General features: G+C 69.6%; 17 protein-coding genes. 8 read left to right on the top strand and 9 right to left on the bottom strand.

Annotated features, from left to right (window positions below; translation table 11 throughout):
• Positions 1–40: 40 nt before the first annotated feature.
• Entirely contained in the window at positions 41–664 is a 624-nt protein-coding gene (locus C458_RS17360; protein ID WP_004044111.1) for a halocyanin domain-containing protein, read from the top strand.
• Positions 665–772: 108 nt separating this feature from the next.
• On the opposite strand, the gene C458_RS17355 is transcribed toward C458_RS17360, so the two are convergent.
• From C458_RS17355 to C458_RS17345, 3 genes are all read right to left on the bottom strand, one after another.
• Entirely contained in the window at positions 773–1831 is a 1059-nt protein-coding gene (locus C458_RS17355; protein ID WP_008577710.1) for a glycosyltransferase family 4 protein, read from the bottom strand.
• A gap of 105 nt (positions 1832–1936) precedes the next feature.
• Positions 1937–2578 (bottom strand): DUF420 domain-containing protein, encoded by a 642-nt coding sequence (locus C458_RS17350; protein ID WP_008577707.1) that lies wholly within the window; start codon positions 2576–2578, stop codon positions 1937–1939.
• Between the two features lie 91 nt (positions 2579–2669).
• On the bottom strand, positions 2670–3716 hold the full coding sequence (locus C458_RS17345) for an NAD(P)-dependent glycerol-1-phosphate dehydrogenase (RefSeq protein ID WP_004044114.1): 1047 nt from the start codon (positions 3714–3716) through the stop codon (positions 2670–2672).
• A gap of 201 nt (positions 3717–3917) precedes the next feature.
• Between C458_RS17345 and C458_RS17340 the strand changes: the two genes are divergently transcribed.
• On the top strand, positions 3918–4790 hold the full coding sequence (locus C458_RS17340; RefSeq protein WP_008577705.1) for an alpha/beta hydrolase: 873 nt from the start codon (positions 3918–3920) through the stop codon (positions 4788–4790).
• A gap of 27 nt (positions 4791–4817) precedes the next feature.
• On the opposite strand, the gene C458_RS17335 is transcribed toward C458_RS17340, so the two are convergent.
• From C458_RS17335 to C458_RS17320, 4 genes are all read right to left on the bottom strand, one after another.
• Positions 4818–5465 carry a LysE family translocator gene (locus C458_RS17335; RefSeq protein WP_008577703.1) on the bottom strand — a complete coding sequence of 216 codons (648 nt, stop codon included), beginning with the start codon at positions 5463–5465 and terminating at the stop codon, positions 4818–4820.
• Between the two features lie 128 nt (positions 5466–5593).
• Entirely contained in the window at positions 5594–6295 is a 702-nt protein-coding gene (locus C458_RS17330; protein ID WP_008577701.1) for a TMEM165/GDT1 family protein, read from the bottom strand.
• Positions 6292–6987: a metal-dependent transcriptional regulator gene (locus C458_RS17325; protein WP_008577699.1), complete on the bottom strand. Its 696-nt coding sequence runs from the start codon at positions 6985–6987 to the stop codon at positions 6292–6294. The genes C458_RS17330 and C458_RS17325 overlap by 4 nt, the downstream gene beginning before the upstream one ends.
• A gap of 124 nt (positions 6988–7111) precedes the next feature.
• On the bottom strand, positions 7112–8281 hold the full coding sequence (locus tag C458_RS17320) for a threonine synthase (RefSeq protein WP_008577696.1): 1170 nt from the start codon (positions 8279–8281) through the stop codon (positions 7112–7114).
• 94 nt (positions 8282–8375) lie between these two features.
• On the opposite strand from C458_RS17320, the gene C458_RS17315 reads away from it, so the two are divergent.
• Complete coding sequence (locus C458_RS17315; RefSeq protein ID WP_008577695.1) at positions 8376–9653, top strand: NAD(P)/FAD-dependent oxidoreductase; 1278 nt, start codon at positions 8376–8378, stop codon at positions 9651–9653.
• A 43-nt stretch (positions 9654–9696) separates the two neighbouring features.
• Here C458_RS17315 and C458_RS17310 read toward each other — a convergent pair whose 3' ends face one another.
• Positions 9697–10389, bottom strand: a complete 693-nt coding sequence (locus C458_RS17310) for a metallophosphoesterase (RefSeq protein ID WP_008577694.1) — start codon at positions 10387–10389, stop codon at positions 9697–9699.
• Positions 10390–10529: 140 nt separating this feature from the next.
• On the opposite strand from C458_RS17310, the gene C458_RS17305 reads away from it, so the two are divergent.
• Positions 10530–11309, top strand: coding sequence for a MarR family transcriptional regulator (locus tag C458_RS17305; RefSeq protein WP_008577691.1), 780 nt, complete (start codon positions 10530–10532; stop codon positions 11307–11309).
• Positions 11310–11354: 45 nt separating this feature from the next.
• Here C458_RS17305 and C458_RS17300 read toward each other — a convergent pair whose 3' ends face one another.
• The gene (locus C458_RS17300) at positions 11355–11954 is read right to left on the bottom strand and encodes a J domain-containing protein (protein ID WP_008577690.1); all 600 of its coding nucleotides are present in this window, start codon (positions 11952–11954) and stop codon (positions 11355–11357) included.
• Positions 11955–12031: 77 nt separating this feature from the next.
• Here C458_RS17300 and C458_RS17295 point away from each other — a divergent pair, with 77 nt between their 5' ends.
• The 4 genes from C458_RS17295 (at position 12032) to C458_RS17280 (ending at position 16501) form a co-directional block, all read left to right on the top strand.
• On the top strand, positions 12032–12280 hold the full coding sequence (locus tag C458_RS17295) for a hypothetical protein (protein WP_008577688.1): 249 nt from the start codon (positions 12032–12034) through the stop codon (positions 12278–12280).
• Positions 12281–12397: 117 nt separating this feature from the next.
• Positions 12398–14683: a phosphoenolpyruvate synthase gene (gene ppsA / locus C458_RS17290; protein ID WP_008577686.1), complete on the top strand. Its 2286-nt coding sequence runs from the start codon at positions 12398–12400 to the stop codon at positions 14681–14683.
• A 129-nt stretch (positions 14684–14812) separates the two neighbouring features.
• Complete coding sequence (gene mfnA / locus C458_RS17285; RefSeq protein ID WP_008577684.1) at positions 14813–15886, top strand: tyrosine decarboxylase MfnA; 1074 nt, start codon at positions 14813–14815, stop codon at positions 15884–15886.
• Positions 15887–15934: 48 nt separating this feature from the next.
• The gene (locus C458_RS17280; protein WP_004044126.1) at positions 15935–16501 is read left to right on the top strand and encodes a YqaA family protein; all 567 of its coding nucleotides are present in this window, start codon (positions 15935–15937) and stop codon (positions 16499–16501) included.
• The last annotated feature ends 248 nt before the right edge of the window (positions 16502–16749 follow it).

Genomic DNA, 16749 nt, shown 5'->3' with positions numbered 1-16749 from the left:
AACCAAAGTATTCACTACAAGCCCACACCAAGCGGCGGACATGACCGACGGCAACGTGGATATGTCTCGGCGGGCGTTCCTCGGGGCGGCCGCTGGCGGCGCGGCGGTCGCCGCCACTTCCGGCACGGCCGCGGCGCAGACGGAAGAACCGGACTTCGGCGGCCACCTCGACGGCATCGACGGAGGGTACGAAGACCTCCGCGGCCAAAGCGAGGTCACCATCGAAGTGGGCGCAGAAGGTAACGGCGGCGCACTCGCGTTCTCCCCCGCGGGCGTCTGGATAGACACCGGCACGACCGTGACGTGGGAGTGGACCGGCGAAGGCGGCGGCCACAACGTCGTCGCGAGCGAGGGCGCGTCGCTCGACTCCGGCGCGGCCGTCTCCGAGGCCGGAAGCACCTACGAGTACACCTTCGAAGAGGGCGACGCGGGCATCACGAAGTACCACTGTGTGCCCCACGAGGCGCTCGGGATGCTCGGCGCGGTCGCCGTCGGCGGCGACGTGCCGACCGTCAGCACCGGCGGTGGCGGCGGCCCGAGCCGCCCGCAGGTCCCCGACAGCGCGAAGTCCCTCGGCGTTGCGACGACGTTCGCGATGATCGCGACGCTCGGCCTCGCGTACTTCTTCATGAAGTACGGCGGCGACTACGACGTCCAGGACTGACGCGGTCGTCACTCCTCTCGACTGTTGCCAGTCGCGAGCGGCCGCGCTCGCCCGAATTCGGTCGCCGTCACGACAGCCGCCACCGCGACAGCCGCCGCGGCGGTCGACTCAGAAGAAGCCGTAGTCGTCGCGCTCGGCCTCGTAGACCGATTCGTACTGCTCGATGACTCGCCGGAAGTCGTAGCGCGCGAAGTCGTCGTCGACCGTCTCGTGGTCGTACCGGCGGGCGGCGACGATTTCGTCCGCCAGCTCTTGGGGACTCGTGACGAGCGACCCGCGCTCGCGCCCCTCGACGAGTTCGTGGGCCGACGACCGCGCCTGATACTCGACGATAGACACACAGCCGCAGGCGAGCGCCCACAGCAGGTTCGTCGCGAAGGGCTCGACCGTCGCGGTCTGCGCGAAGACGTGCGCGCCCTTCATGATTGGCACCGCCTCGTTCGCGGAGAGTTCGCCGAGGAACTCCACGCGGTCGTCGATGCGGAGGTCGCGGGCGGTCTGTTCGGCCGTCGAGCGCTCGGGGCCGTCGCCGATGACGACCGCGGACCAGTCCTTGTCGCGGAGTTCCGCGAGCGCGAGGAGGAAGCTCTCGACGTTCGCGTGCTCGTCGAGGTCGCGGGCGTACACCACGTCCGCGCGCTCATCGGCGTCGGCGCTCCGGACGAGGTCCATGTTGATGGGCTCGGGGACGAGATGGGTCGAATCGACCGCCGCGCCGAGTTCGCGAACCTGCGTGCGGACCATCTCCGAGGGGACCAAGACGGCGTTCGGGGACTTCGCCGCCCGCCGGTAGGCCCGCGAGCCGCCGCGGTCGTCGCGGGTCCACCAGTCGGCGACGACCGGCGTCCGGAGGAACCGCGCCGCGGTCCTGACCGCCGTGACGTGCGACGGCGGGTAGCTCGCGACCTGAATCACGTCGGGTGAGACCTCGCGGAGGGCGAAGGGGACGCGAGAGGCGAAGCCGCCGACGGCGGGCGTGTCAGTCACGCGGTGATAGGTCACCCCGTCCTGTTTGAACTCGACAACCTCGCCGTCCCACCACTTCGCACAGAGCACCGTCACCTCGTGGTCGCGCTCGGCGAGGAGTTCGGCCGTTCGTCGGAGCCGTCTGGTCGCTCCCGTCTCCTCGTGGTGCGTCGTGTACATCGAGACGAGCGCGACTCGCATATTCGCCGCCACTACGTCGCGCAATAAAAATCCACAGTTTTCGAGGACGCGACGCGACCGGGAACCGGAGCGCCGCGGGGAAACGGTTCGCCGGGGCGACGCGCCTCAGACCCCGACGACGGGCGCGAGGAGCGCGCCCGCGGACTCGACGGCGGTGACCGTGTACTCCCAGCTATAGACGTGGTTGAGAAGCAGGTACGTCACGACGCCGAGCGCGAGGGACACGAGCCACGCGCCGGCCGCGATACGGCCGACTTTGCGGTGGGGCGTCTCGGTCCGGAGTTCGCGCTCGGAGTGGGTTATCCCGAGGATGAGCGCGTAGAGGACGACCGGCACCGAGACGATAGAGAGGATGATGTGAATCGCCAGCATCGCAAGATACGGGTAGTACGCGAACGCGGGGCCGACGAACTCCTTGGTGCCGCCGCCGCCGATTTTCGCGAGATACATCACGAGGAAGACGAGGATGAGGCCGAACGACGTGCCCATCGCGGCCGCGTGCTTCCGGACCTCGTCGCGGCGAATCCAACGCCAGCCCGCCGCGATGACGAGGACGTTCACCGTGTTCACGACGGCGATGGCGTCCGAGAGGAGATTCACCTGTGGGAGCGACAGGTCGGGAAAGACCCTCCCGGGGACGACGCCGAGGAACGTCCCGATGACGAGGGCGTACCCGACCACCGAGAGGACGGCGGTCGCGGCCGCGGGGTGTTCCTTCAGGGGGTTGTCTGCGCTCGCAGTTGCCATGGGCGGTGGTTGGGAAGACGGCGTATTCCGTCTTCGGGTTCCGGACGGGCTTCGAGGGGTGGACCCTCCGCCCACGGTGCGACCGACCGGGTTAGATGACGCCGGTGATGGTCGCAGCCTCGATGGCCGCCTCCTCGCTCACGCCGTTGCCGAGAATCGTGTAGCGGTCGCGAATCTCGTGGGCGGTCGTGAGCGCCTCGATAATCGTCTCGTCGTCGATGCCGAGTTCGTCCGCGGTCGTCGGCGCGCCCATCGTCGACAGGGCGTCGCGGATGTCGGTCCACTCGCCGCGCGCGCCGCTGTGGAAGTACTCGGTCATGATGGAGCCGACGCCGACCTGATGGCCGTGGAGGGCGCTCCCGGGCGCGATGCGGTCGAGCTGGTGCGAAAAGAGGTGCTCCGCGCCCGACGCGGGGCGCGAGGAGCCGGCGATGGACATGGCGACGCCCGAGGAGACGAGCGCCTTCGTCACTATCCACGCGGACTCTTCGAGGCCCGGTTTGATGGAGTCGGCGCTGCCGACGAGCATCTCGGCGGTCATCTGCGAGAGCGCGCCCGCGTACTCGGAGTACTCGACGTTCTTCAGGCGGTGGGCCAGCTCCCAGTCTTTGACCGCGGTGTAGTTCGAGATGATGTCGGCGCAGCCGGCGGTCGTGAGCTCCCACGGGGCCTCCGCGAGCAGTTCCGTGTCTGCGACGACCGCGAGCGGCGGGTCGGCGGCGACCGAGTGGCGGGTGTCGCCCTCGGGAATCGACGACCGACCCGAGACGATGCCGTCGTGGCTCGCCGCCGTCGGGACCGAGATGAAACCGCAGTCGAGGCGGTCGGAGGCCATCTTCGCCACGTCGATTGGCTTGCCGCCGCCGAGGGCGATGAGGTAGCCCGCGTCGGCCTCGCGGGCCGCGTCGACGACGCGCTCGACCGACTCGAAGCTCGCGCGGTCGAGAGAGATAGACGTGATGCCGTCGAACTGGTCGCGGACCCGGTCGCCGGCGATGCGGTCGGGCGACGGACTGGTGACGAGAAACGGGTCGCCAGAGAGGTACAGCTCGTCGACCGCGGCCGAGAGGTCGTCGAGCACGCCGTGGCCCTGAAGCACGTTCCGGGGCAGCTTAATCCACGTCGATTTATCGAACATACGCGGGAATCGACCACCACGGTTCATAGTGTTTCTCGTCTCGCCGGCCGGAACGCCGTCGGTTCCGTCACCTCGACCGCGGGGCAGTCGTCCGGTTTCGGGTGACCGGTGGGACAATATCTCAACGTAGCAGACCGTAGTTTGATTTATCACGTTTCGACTCGCAGAAAAGATGCCCACAGACGGGTGGGTAGATAACTCATGGCACGTAGACGGCAGTTTCTCGCGACGACAGCAGCAGCGCTCTCCGGACTCACGGCCCTCGGAAGCGGCCCCGCGGCCGCCGCGTCGGTCCCCTACGCCTCGACGCGCGACCACTTCGACGACGACGGCTCGCTCGCGTCCGGTCACACCGCCCGCGGCTACGACACCTCCGGCGACGTGCCCGGCGTCGACGCCGGGTGCGCCGCAGACCTGACCGTGTTCGTCCACGGCTGGGACAAGGACGGCGACGACCCCGAAGCGGCCGCCCTCGACAAGATAGCGACGGCCGACGCCGAACTCGACGCCGCCGGCTACGGCGGCACGGTCGTCGGCTACACGTGGGACAACGACAAGGGCGGTGGCCTGGACTACGGCTGGGGCGAATCGCAGGACATCGCCCAAGCGAACGGCCGCAAGCTCGCACAGTTCGCCGTCGACCTCAAGGCGACCTGTCCGGACGCGACCCTCCGGTTCGCCAGCCATTCGCTCGGCGCACAGGTGGTCTTCAGCGCCCTCCGCACCCTCGACGGCCGAAGCGACTGGACCGACCCGAGCCACGAAGTGGCGACCGTCCACTCGTTCGGGGCCGCGACCGACAACGAGGTCCCCGGCGAGGAGGAGGGACGAGCCACCTACGAGGCCATCCGCGACCGGACCGGTCACGTTCACAACTACTACAACCAGGCCGACGACGTGCTCCAGTGGGTGTACAACGCCATCGAGTTCGACCAGGCCCTCGGCGAGACGGGTCTCGAAGACGGCGACACGCCGCCCGCGAACTACACCGACCACGACGTGGAGGGACAGGTCGGCGACGACCACAGCAACTACCTGCACACGATTGCCGACGACATCGTCGACGATATGTAGCGAGCCGAGGCCCCATTTTTCCGCGCGTCAGAGCACGAGCGACCGCACCGCGTCCCAGATGAAGACGACGCCGAAGCCGCCGAGGACGACGGCGCTGACGGCGGCGACGGCCGGCGCGAAGGAGTCGACGCGCTGTTCGGCCGCGACGAGCGCCGCGGGGAAGCCGGTCGCCCAGACCGCGATGCCGCCGAAGAAGCCGAGGATGAGCGCCGGGCTTCCCGTCTCCACGATGAGGAGGTTCGCCAGCGACGCTCCGAGATACGGCGTGTGGGCGAGTACGTCGACGGTGCCGGTCTCCAAGAGGCCGACGCCGATGGTGAGCCAGAACAGAATCTGGTAGGGGTTCGTCAGCGCGAGGACGAACGCCTTCGTGAAGCCGGCGCTGTCCTCGTCGGGGTCGGCGGCCTCGCGGAACGTGGTGTCCATCTCCTGTACCGCGCCGTAGGCGAAGTAGAGCATGAGGACGCCGCCGGCACCGACCATGACGGCCTGCACCGTCGGGAACTGCTTGACGAACGCGACGAGGCCGAGCGCCGCGAGGAGGAAAAACAGCGCGTCGGCGCTCATCGCGCCGAGGCCGGCGCGAGCGCCCGCGGTCCACCCGCGGACGACGCTCTCCTCGGCGATGACGGCGTTCATCGGGCCGGGCGGCGCGGCGAGCGCCAGCCCGAACACCAGCCCGGCACCCAGAGACGGGAGGAGGGTAGACATGGCTCTCTCTTGGGCGCGATACCGTGAAAAATGGCGCGGAAGCGACGGTGCGGAGGTCGTGACCGGCGAGCGGAGCGCGAGCGCGCGCCCGGTCAGAACAGCGCGAGGACGGCGTCGCTGACGATGCCGACGAGCGTCTCCCAGACGGAGAAGTCGGTGGCCATAGCGAGTAGGGTGTCGGCGGCGAAGAAGGCGAACAGGCCGGCCGCGCCGAGGTACGCCTTGCGCGTGTCGACCCGGCCCGAGAAGCGGTGGAAGAAGTACGCGTTGGCGATGCTCACGGGGATGATAGCGAGCATCTCGCCCGCCCAGATGGCCGAGGTCGCGCCGTACTGCACGGCCAGTCCGATGGTCACGATTTGGGTCTTGTCACCGAACTCGCCGGCGGCCATCATGGCGAAGATGGGGAGGAAACCGCCGAATCCCTGCGTCGACAGCTCGCGGCCGAACACCGTCGGCGCGTCGTCGAAGCCGGAGACGCCGCCGTCGGTGGTCGCGGCCTCGCTCCCCGCGGACGCGTCGGGCGCGGAGCGGTAGAGCAACACCGCGAACGTGGCGAACAGGACGGCGGTGATGGCGTCGAGCGCGGCCGGCGGGAGCGCGGTCTTGAGCGCCTGTCCGAGCATGATTTCGAGCGCCGTCCAGATTGCGAACGCCGAGCCCGCGGCCGCGACGACGACCTTCGGGTCGAAGCGGGTCGACAGCCCCGCGATGATGAACTGGACCTTCTCGCCCGGCAGGACCGCGAGTTGGGAGACGAGCGCGACGACGAGAATCTCCCACCAGCCGGTCACGCGGGCGACACCTCCTCGTTACTCGGCTCGTCGGGCGGTCGGACGCGAATCGTTCGGGCCACCGACTCCGGGAGGCTCTGCTCGCGGCCGCCGTCGCCGACGAGGACCGTCACCATCCCGAAGGGGGCGATATCGGTCACTTCGATGGTCGTGCCGGGCGTGACGCCCGCCTCGGAGAGATACTCCAGCTCCGCGGGGTCGCGGTCGCTGACGCGGGCGACGACGAGGCGGTCGCCCACCTCGCAGTCGGAGAGCGCCGACAGCCCCGAGGAGTCCGGGGGCGTGAGGTCGGCGCTCGGGATGGGGTCGCCGTGGGGGTCGACCTCGGGCTCACCGAGGGCGGCCGCGACCCGCTTTTCGAACTCCTCGCTGATGTGGTGTTCGAGCGCGTCGGCCTCGTCGTGGACCTCGCTCCACGAGTAGTCGAGGTGTTCGGTGAGGTACGCCTCCAAGAGGCGGTGGTGTCGGAGCACTTCGAGCGCGACCGTCTCGCCCTCCGTGGTCAGCTCGACGCCCTTGTACTTCTCGCGGTCGACCAGCCCGCGCTCTTCGAGCTTGCCGACCATGCTCGTCACGGTCGGCGGCGTCTTCCCGAGATACTCCGCGATGTCGGAGGTCGAAACCGGCGGTCCCTGCTCCATCTGGAGCGTATAGATAGCCTTCAGATAGTCCTCCATCACGTCGCTCAACATACCACGGATTAGATGCGTCTAAAGTAAAAATCTGATGGAGGTAACGAGCGCGTTCGAGCGGGGAACCAGTCGGCCGAATCGGGCGCTCAGACGCCCTGTCCTAGCAGGTCCGCGGAACCGGGGCTCAGACGCCCTGTCCCATCAGGTGGCTGCGGAGGATGTCGGCGTTCTTCGTCCCGGACTCGGTGTTGACGACGACGACCGTGTCGTCTTCGTCGAACTCGTCCGCGAGTACCCACGCGCCGGCGAGCGCGACGCCGCCCGCGGGACCGACCTCGACGCCGGCGGTCTGGGCCGCGGTGACGGCGGATTCGAGCGCGTCGTCGTCGCTGACGGCGACGGCCGCGCCGCCGGACTCGCGGACGGCGCGGAGCGCGAGCGACCCGCCCGCCGGGTCGGGAATCTCCAGTTCGCCGACGATGGTGTCCGGCTGGTTCCACGCCTCGTGGGCGTCGCTGTCGGCCTCCCAGGCGGTGGCGACCGGCGAACAGCCGACCGACTGCGCGGCGACGAGCTTGGGCATCGACTCGACCAATCCGAGTTCGACGAGGTCGGAAAAGCCCTTGTAGACGCCGTAGGCGAGTTCGCCGGTCGAGACGGGGACGACGACCCAGTCGGGGACCGACCAGTCGAGGCGCTCTGCGACCTCGTAGGCGATGGTTTTCGCGCCGTCGTGGCGGTAGGGGTTGTCGAACTCCTGGAGCGTGTGCCAGTCGCTTTTGAGCTGTTCGTGGAGCGCCGAGAGCGCGTCGGGGTAGCGCCCGCCGACGACCTTCATCTGGCCGCCGTGGACGTTCACCATGGCCTTGTTCGGGAACGGCGTCCGCGAGGGGACGAAGCCGTAGGAGCGGGCGTCGATGAGGCCCGCGTAGGAGGCCGCCGACTGCGCGCCGTTGCCGGGCGAGGCGTGCGCGACGACCTCGGCGTCGGCCTCGCGCGCGGCGGTGACGGCGAGCGAGAAGCCGCGGTCGAGGAACGTTCCGGTCGGGTTGCGGCCCTCGTCCTTGATGAGGAGCGAGCCGACTTCCGCCTCTTCACCGAGCGCGTCGGCCGAAACGAGCGGCGTCGCGCCCTCGTTGGCCGTCACCGGCTCCGCGAAGGGGAGCAGTTCGCGATAGCGCCACATCGTGTCGAAGGGGCGCCCGGCGAGCGTCTCGGCGTCCCACTCGACCGCGTCGAGGTCGTAGGTGGGGTCGAGCGGCGCGTCGGCGTCGCTCGCGCCGGTCGCGTCCGCGTCGTACTCGTCGCCGGTCTCGGTGCACACCAGCCCGGAGAAGCTGTCGGACGTCTGCATGGCCGGGGCTTACGGGGGGAGGGACTAAGCCCTTCCCGTCGGTCGATGGCCGCCACCCGTAGCGGCTTTGTGTCGCCCGTCCGAGAGACGGGGTATGGACGATAGCCACATCGCGGTCGTCGGCGCGGGCCTCGCGGGCCTCGTCGCCGCGCGACACCTCGCCGCCGACGGGGCCGACGTGACCGTCGTGGAGCGGCGCGACGGCGTCGGCGGGCGGGTCCGCACCCGGACGAAAGACGGCTTCACGCTCGACCGCGGGTTTCAGGTCCTCTTCACCGACTACCCCGCGGTCCGACGGGAACTCGACCTCGACGCGCTGGACCTCCGGCGGTTCACGCCCGGCGCGACCATCTGCCGACCGAGCAGGCGCGCGGTGCTCTCCGACCCCCTCCGCGACATCGGGAGCCTGTTCGAGTCCGTCCGCAACCCCGAGGTGACGACGAGCGACAAGCTCCGGACGCTGGCGCTCAGACAGGACGTGAGCACCCGCGACGAGGCGGACATCTTCGCCTCGGCCGACCGGAGCATCCGGTCGTACCTCCGCGACTGGGGCTTCTCCGAGGACTACATCGAGCACTTCGTCGCGCCCTTCTACGGCGGCATCACGCTCGACCGCTCGCTCTCGTCGTCGAAGCGGGTGTTCGAGTACACCTTCAAGATGCTCTCGACGGGGAGCACGGCGGTCCCCGCGGCGGGGATGGGGGCGGTTCCCGAGCAACTCGCCGACGCCGCCCGCGACGAGGGCGCGACGTTCCGCCTCGGCGAGCGCGTGGAATCGGTCCAGTCTCGCGGCGACGGCGCGGTCGTCACCACGGGCAACGAGTCGCTCGAAGCCGACGCGGTCGTCGTCGCCACCGACCCCAAGGAGGCGCGCCGGCTGACCGGCGTCGGGTCCATCCCGACCGAGGCCCACGGCTGTGTCACCCAGTACTACACGCTCCCGAGCGGGAGCGGCCTCGACGCGGGCAAGCGCATCATGCTCAACGCGCCGAGCCCCGACCCCAACACGGTCGTCCCGCTATCGACGGTCGCGCCGGAGTACGCCCCGCCGGGCAGAGAACTCCTGAACGCGACGTTCCTCGGCGCGGCCGCACAGGACGAATCCGAGGAGGAACTGTTCGAGAAGACCCGCCGGACGCTCGAAGCGTGGTACCCCGAGCGCTACTTCGACGACCTCGAACTGCTCCACACCGACTACATCTCCTTCGCGCAGTTCGCCCAGCCGCCGGGCGTCCACGAGTCCCTGCCCGACGCCCGCGACGCCCCCGGTCGGGCGTACCTCGCCGGCGACTACACCGCGTGGTCGTCGACTCAGGGCGCGATGCGGAGCGGGAAAGCGGCGGCCGACGCCGTCCGCGACGACCTGTCGTAATCGCGCGCCTCACGTCGTTTTTCGACCCGTCCGCCCCGGACTCTCAGAGCAACCGTCGAAGCTTCCCCAGCGGCGGGAACGTGAGCGTCTCGCCCGCCTCCGCGTCGCGGACGAGCGGCCGGAAGCGACCCGCCTCGCGCACCAGCGGCGAGTCGAAGTCGGCCGTCCGCATCCCGTTTACTTCGACGCCCGCGGCGAGACGGGTGAAGGCCGGCAACATCAGCACGTCGCCGCCGCGGTAGGCGTCGGGTCCGTAGAGGACGCAGGGCCGCCGGCGGCCCTCGACGGCGAGCGTCGGGTGGTCGTGGCCGACGACGTAGCGCTCGGCGTCGCCGTCGGGTTCGCGGTGGCCGTGGCAGACGAGCGTCCCGTCAGCGAGGCGGTACTCGTCGTGAACCTCGCCCGACCGGGCCGCCGCGAGCATCGTGTCGTGGTTGCCGGCGACGAACACCGGGTCGGCACCGGCGTCGTCGCAGGTCTCAGCGAGGGTTTCGAGGGCCGCGACGTGGCGCTCCGAGACGCGGTCGAACCGGTGGAGCACGTCGCCGGCGAAGACGACTTCGCGGGGGTCGAACTCGGCGCAGTAGGCTCGCAGGCGCGCCGCGAGGTCGGTCCCCTCGCCGAGCGGGAAATCGACCGCCGAGGCGTCGGCTCGGCCGACGTGGAGGTCCGAGAGGACGAGCGCGTCGGCGTCGGGGAGACAGATGGCGCGCTCGCGGACGGAGACGCTGGTCACGGCCGAGTGGAGGGTCGGCGGAGACAAATCATCACCGGATGGAACGGGGCGCGCCGAAGTCCCGAGCGGGCGTCGGGACCGGGGGCGGTGCCGCCGTCGGAGCAGGGGCCTTTTTAGTCGGTGCGTCCCACCTTCGGCACATGAGCGGCGCACTGGAGGACAAGCGCACCGCGACCCGGTTTCGCATCCTCGCCGAGATAGCCGACCGACAGCCGGCGGTGAGCCAGGGCGAAATCGCCGAGGCGGTCGGGGTGACGAGTCAGGCGGTCTCCGAGTACATCCGCGACCTCGTCGAAGACGGGCTCGTCGAAAAGCAGGGCCGGTCGCGCTACCGCGTGACGAAAGAGGGGGTCGACTGGCTGTTTCAGGAGGCTCGCGCCCTCCAGCGGTTCGCCGAACACGTCACCGACGACGTGCTGGAGAGCGTCAACGAGGACGCCGCAATCGTCACCGAGGACGTGGCGGCCGGCGACACCGTGACGCTGTCGCTCCGCGAGGGACTGCTCCACGCCACGCCCGGCGACGACGGCCCGGCCATCGGCGTCGCCACCACCGACGCCGAGGCGGGCGACGCGGCCAGCGTCACCGGCTTCGAGGGCGTCATCGAGATGGAACCCGGTTCGGTCCGCGTGCTGCAAGTGCCGCCGGCGCGACTGGCCGAGTCAGACACGGTCGATTCGGACGCGCTCGCGGCGGCGTGCGACGACGCCGATATCGTCGTCGCCGCGGGCGTCGAGGCCGTCGTCGCCTGCCGCCACGCGTCGGTCGACGTGCGGACGTGGTTCGCGCCGGGCGAGGTCGCCGCCGACGCCGCGGCCCGCGGCCTCGACGCCGCGGTCGTCGCCAGCACCGACACCGCCGGGCGCGTGACCGACGCGCTCCGCGACGCGGGCGTGCTGTTCGAAGTGACGGAGCCGTAGCTCCGGCCGATTTCGGTCGGTAGGTCGAAACGTCGAACTCGCCGCTCAGCCCTCGGCGTGTTCTCGCGCCATCGTGTACGCCTCCCGTAGCTCGCGGAACCGCTCTCGGTCGCCGCCGTGGTCGGGATGCGCGTCTTTCACCCGTGCGCGGTAGGCGTCCTGAACGGCCTCAGTGGAGGCGGTCGCGGGGAGGTCGAGGCGGTCGAACGCGGCCGACACCGGGTCGTCGAGGTCGGCCAGTTCGGGCTCGGCGTCCGGTACGTCGAAGGGGAGCCGTCGCCCGAGCTGGCCGCCGGGCATCTCGTGTTCGCAGAGGACGGCGTAGACGCCGGCGCGTTCGAGGCGGAAGAACGCCTGCGCGTCGAAGGTGATGGCGACGCCGCGGTCGGGGAGGAAGAACGCCACCGTCTCGCCGCGGACCGGGCGGTCCTCGACGAACCGCTCGTCGATGGAGCTGAGGTAGTCGCGGATTTCGACGCGGCGGCGACCCGTTCCGTCGACGCGGGGGCCGCGGGAGACCTGCCGCTCCGGGAACACACGACCGCCGACGACGAACACGCCGGCGACGACGACGGAGGCGACCGCGCCCGCCGCGAGGCCGACGACGAGCCACGGCGGGAGCAGAAAGACCCACTCCGGAAGCACGCTAGCACCCAAGTGACGAGCGGTTATGAACCCCTCGCTGCCCGTAGGGATTTGCCGCCGGGGGCACAAGCGACGGTATGCGACCGATTCGATTCGAGGAGGCCGACAGCGCCGAGCGCACCCAAATCGGCGAGGGACTGACCCGGCCGGCCGTCGCCGCCGGACGACTGGAGACGGGCCGCGACGAGGAGAAGTACTTCCTCCGCCACGACGACGGCTGTGCCGTCTGCGGGACGCCGGTCGAAGCCGGGTCGCCGTTCTACCTCGACCCCGATGCCGGCGAGGTGCTCTGCGAGGAACACGGCCGGGAGCGCAGAGAGTCCTAAAACCGGGCGTCTCCGCGCCGTCGCCGCAATTTCATACTCGGCTTCGAGTGAGTTTTCATTCATACTTGTTTCGTTCGCAAACTTCTTTATCGGGGTGCGGGACCATACGAACATCACATGGCTGTAGTCTGGCTGGACGACGTACGGGCCGACGACCTCGACCTGGTCGGCGGGAAAGGCGCGTCGCTGGGTGAACTCACGGGTGCGGGGCTTCCCGTGCCGCCGGGATTCGTCGTGACGGCGAGCACGTACCGCGCGTTCATCGAGGACGCGGGCATCGACGACGAGCTGTTCGCCGCGGTCGAGGTCGACCACGAGGACTCCGCGGCGCTCCAGGCGGCCCACGAGGCGGCGCACGACCTCATCATGGAGACGCCGATGCCGGACGACGTGCGGGAAGAGATTCTCGACGCCTACCGGAGCGTCGGCGAGGGCGACTCCTTCGTCGCCGTTCGGTCGTCCGCGACGGCCGAGGACCTGCCGGACGCCTCCTTCGCGGGCCAACAGGAGACGTTCCTGAACGTCACCGAAGAGGACCTCCTCGACCGCGTCAAGGAGTGTTGGGCCTCGCTGTTCTCCGAGCGCGCCATCTACTACCGCAACCGGAAGGGATTCCCCCACGACAAGGTCGACATCGCGGTAGTCGTCCAGCAGATGGTCGACGCCGAGAAGTCCGGCGTGATGTTCACCCGCCACCCCTCGACCGGCAAGAAGGAGATTATCATCGAGGCCGCGTGGGGTCTGGGCGAAGCCGTCGTCTCCGGCACCGTCTCGCCCGACAACTACGTCGTCAGCCGCGAGACCGGCGAGGTCGAAACGGCGACCATCGCGGACAAGAAGACGATGTGCGTCCGCGACGAGGAAAGCGGCGAGACCGTCATGCGCGACGTGCCGAACGGCCGCCGCCACGAGCGCGTCCTGACCGACGACGAGGTGTCCCGCCTGCTCGAACTCGGTGAGCTGGTCGAAGACCACTACGAGAAGCCGCAGGACGTGGAGTGGGCCGTCTACGACGGCGAGGTGTACATGCTCCAGTCGCGCCCGATTACGACCATCGCGGAGGGCGACGACGGCGCGGAAACCGAAAGCGAAGGCGACAGCGGCGGGAGTTCGCGGGCGACCGCGACCGGCGACGACGTGCTCATCCGCGGCCTCGGCGCGAGCCCCGGCATCGCCTCCGGCCGCGCCCGCATCGTCACCAAACTCGACCACCTCGACCAAGTGGCCGAAGGCGACATCATCGTCACCGAGATGACCATGCCGGACATGGTGCCCGCGATGAAGCGCGCCGCCGGCATCGTCACCGACGAGGGCGGGATGACCTCCCACGCCGCCATCGTCTCCCGCGAACTCGGCGTGCCCGCGGTGGTCGGCACCGGCGACGGGACGAAGACCCTCGAAGACGGCGAGGTCGTCACCATCGACGGCGACAAGGGAACCGTCCGCGAGGGCGAAGAGCCGGAGGAGAAACAGCGCCAGCCCGTCGAGGAGGCCCGCCCCAAGACGCCCGTCAAGCCGATGACCGCGACCGAGGTCAAGGTCAACGTCTCCATCCCCGAGGCGGCCGAGCGCGCCGCCGCGACGGGCGCTGACGGCGTCGGCCTGCTCCGCATCGAGCACATGGTGCTCACGCTCGGCAAGACGCCCGAGCGGTTCATCGAGCAGAACGGCGAGCGCGCCTACGTGGACGAAATCGTCTCGGGCGTCCGCGAGGCCGCAGAGGAGTTCTACCCGCGGCCGGTCCGCGTCCGCACCCTCGACGCGCCGACGGACGAGTTCCGACAGCTGGAGGGCGGCGAAAACGAGCCGCGCGAGCACAACCCGATGCTCGGCTACCGCGGCATCCGTCGCGGCCTCGACAACCCGAGCGTCTTCCGCCTCGAACTGCAGGCGTTCCGCCGCCTGTTCGACATGGGCTACGACAACCTCGAAGTCATGTTCCCGCTCGTCAACGACGCGGAGGACGTGCTGCGGGCGAAAGAGCACATGCGCGAGGCCGGCATCGACCCCGAAAAGCGCGAGTGGGGCGTCATGATAGAGACGCCCGCGGCGGCGCTCTGCATCGAGGAACTCGCCGACGCCGGCATCGACTTCGCCTCCTTCGGCACGAACGACCTGACGCAGTACACCCTCGCGGTGGACCGCAACAACGAGCACGTCGCCGACATCTACGACGAACTGCACCCGGCGGTGCTCAAACTCATCGGCGACACCATCGAGACGTGCCGCGAGGTCGGCGTGAAGACGAGCATCTGCGGGCAGGCCGGCTCGAAGCCCAAGATGGTCCAGTTCCTCGTCGACAAGGGCGTCAGCTCCATCTCGGCCAACATCGACGCCGTCCGCGACGTGCAACACGAGGTCAAGCGCGTCGAACAGCGGCTCCTCCTCGACTCGGTTCGCTGACCCCGGCGAGCGTCGAGGGCCGACCACCCGCGTGCCGCTTTTTCTCGACCCCGTAGCGGTGGCCGTCGGCTGGGCGACGCGGCGCACCGGAGCGGAACCGATATACTGGGCGTGGGTATAGTGGGATGCATGCAGCGCGCGGCACCGCAGGAGTTCGACCGCGTCCTCTCTTCGATGTGCACCCGACCGCACCCGGCCGCCCGGCAGGCCGCAGAGCGGTTCTTTGCCACCAACCCCGGCGACCCGGCGACCTATCAGGCCGTCGCCGCCCTCGAAGAAGACGCACTCTCGTACCTCGGCGAGATTACCGGCCTCTCGGCCCCCCACGGCTACGTGACGAGCGGCGGGACCGAGGCCAACATCCAGGCCATCCGGGCCGCGCGGAACCACGCCCGCGACGACGACCCGAACGTCGTCGCCCCCGAGAGCATCCACTTCAGCTTCCAGAAGGCCGCCGACGTGCTCGACGTGGAGCTCCGAATCGTCCCCGTCGACGACGACTACCGCGCGAACGTCGCGGCCGTCCGCGAGGCGGTCGACGACCACACCGTCCTCGTCGCCGGCGTCGCGGGCACGACCGAGTTCGGCCGCGTCGACCCGATTCCCGAGTTGACCGCGGTCGCCCACGACGCCGACGCGCTGATGCACGTCGACGCCGCGTGGGGCGGCTTCGTCCTCCCCTTCACCGACCACGAGTGGTCGTTCGCCCACGCGCCGGTCGACTCGATGACCATCGACCCCCACAAGTACGGGCAGGCGGTCGTCCCCGCCGGCGGCCTCCTGTTCCGCGAGAAGTCGGTCGTGGACTCGCTGGCGGTCGACACGCCGTACCTCGAATCCGCGTCGCAGGCGAGCCTCACCGGGACCCGAAGCGGCGCGGGCGTCGCCTCCGCGGCCGCCGCGATGCGCGAACTCTGGCCCGACGGCTACCGCGACGCCTACGAGCGCCAGCAGGCCAACGCCGACTGGCTCTACGACGAACTCCGCGCCCGCGGCTACGACGCCGTCGAACCCGAACTCCCGCTGGTCGCCGCGAGCGTCCCCGACGAGCGGTTCGACTCGCTCCGCGACCTCGGCTGGCGCATCTCGCGGACCGCGAGCGGCGAACTCCGCATCGTCTGCATGCCGCACGTCTCCCGCGAGTCGCTCCGGTCGTTCCTCTCGGACCTCGACGACCTCCGGTCGGGACCGGCGCGTAACTGAGCGGTCCGAACCTGAAAACTTACAACCAACTGGCTTCGACCCTCTCGTGTGTCCCTCACCGCGTTCGCATCGCTCGCAGACCTGACGCTCAGTCTGTACCCCGACTTCTCGTGGCTCTCGTCGCTCGTCGAGACGGCCACCGGCTGGGTCGGGCTAGTCATCATCTTCGCCTACTCGTTTCTCATCGCCTTCGCCCTCCCGGGCGTGAGCGAAATTGTCCTCGCCGCGCCGCTCGACCTCGGCCTCTCCCACGGCGCGAAGCTGGCGGTCATCATCCTCGTCAGCGGCGCGGGCAAGGCCGCCGGGAGCGTCTTCGCGTTCCACATCGGCCGCCAGACGAAGGAGTCGGGCTACGTCGAGCGGGCGCTCGAACGGTTGCCCGTCGACGTGATGGGCTGGACCGAGCGCAAGGCCGTCCAAATCGCACAGAACTGGGGCTTCGCCGGGCTCGCGGCCGCGCTCTGCGTGCCGGGCTTTCCCGACACGCTCTCGATTTACGCGTTTTCGGTCCTCGAAGACGACTACCTCAAGTTCGCGGCCGCGACGTTCGTCGGCTCCTGCGGCCGACTCGTCGTGACCGTCATCGGCATCGAGGCCGCGCTGGCGTTCCTCTGATTGGGGCGAGGGGCGAGCCCCCAAGTGTCCCGAGCACACCGAGCGTTTCCGGAGCGTCCCAACAATTTATACGCCCGCTCGGCTTCAGTACCGGTGTGACCGCGACGGGTCTCCCCGACAACATGCGTATGCGCGCTCCCTTTTAGCCGCGGGTGGACCCGCCTTCGGCCGTCGCCTCGGTAACGTGATCCGACGGTCGGACCCGGCGAACCTCGGGGCAGAATCGCACCGCCAGACGGACGCATCCG

Source organism: Haloferax sp. ATCC BAA-644, from assembly GCF_000336975.1.
Lineage (GTDB): Archaea > Halobacteriota > Halobacteria > Halobacteriales > Haloferacaceae > Haloferax > Haloferax volcanii.
The sequence above is the reverse complement of the archived record's forward strand: the minus strand, read 5'-3'. Positions and strand labels throughout refer to the sequence as shown.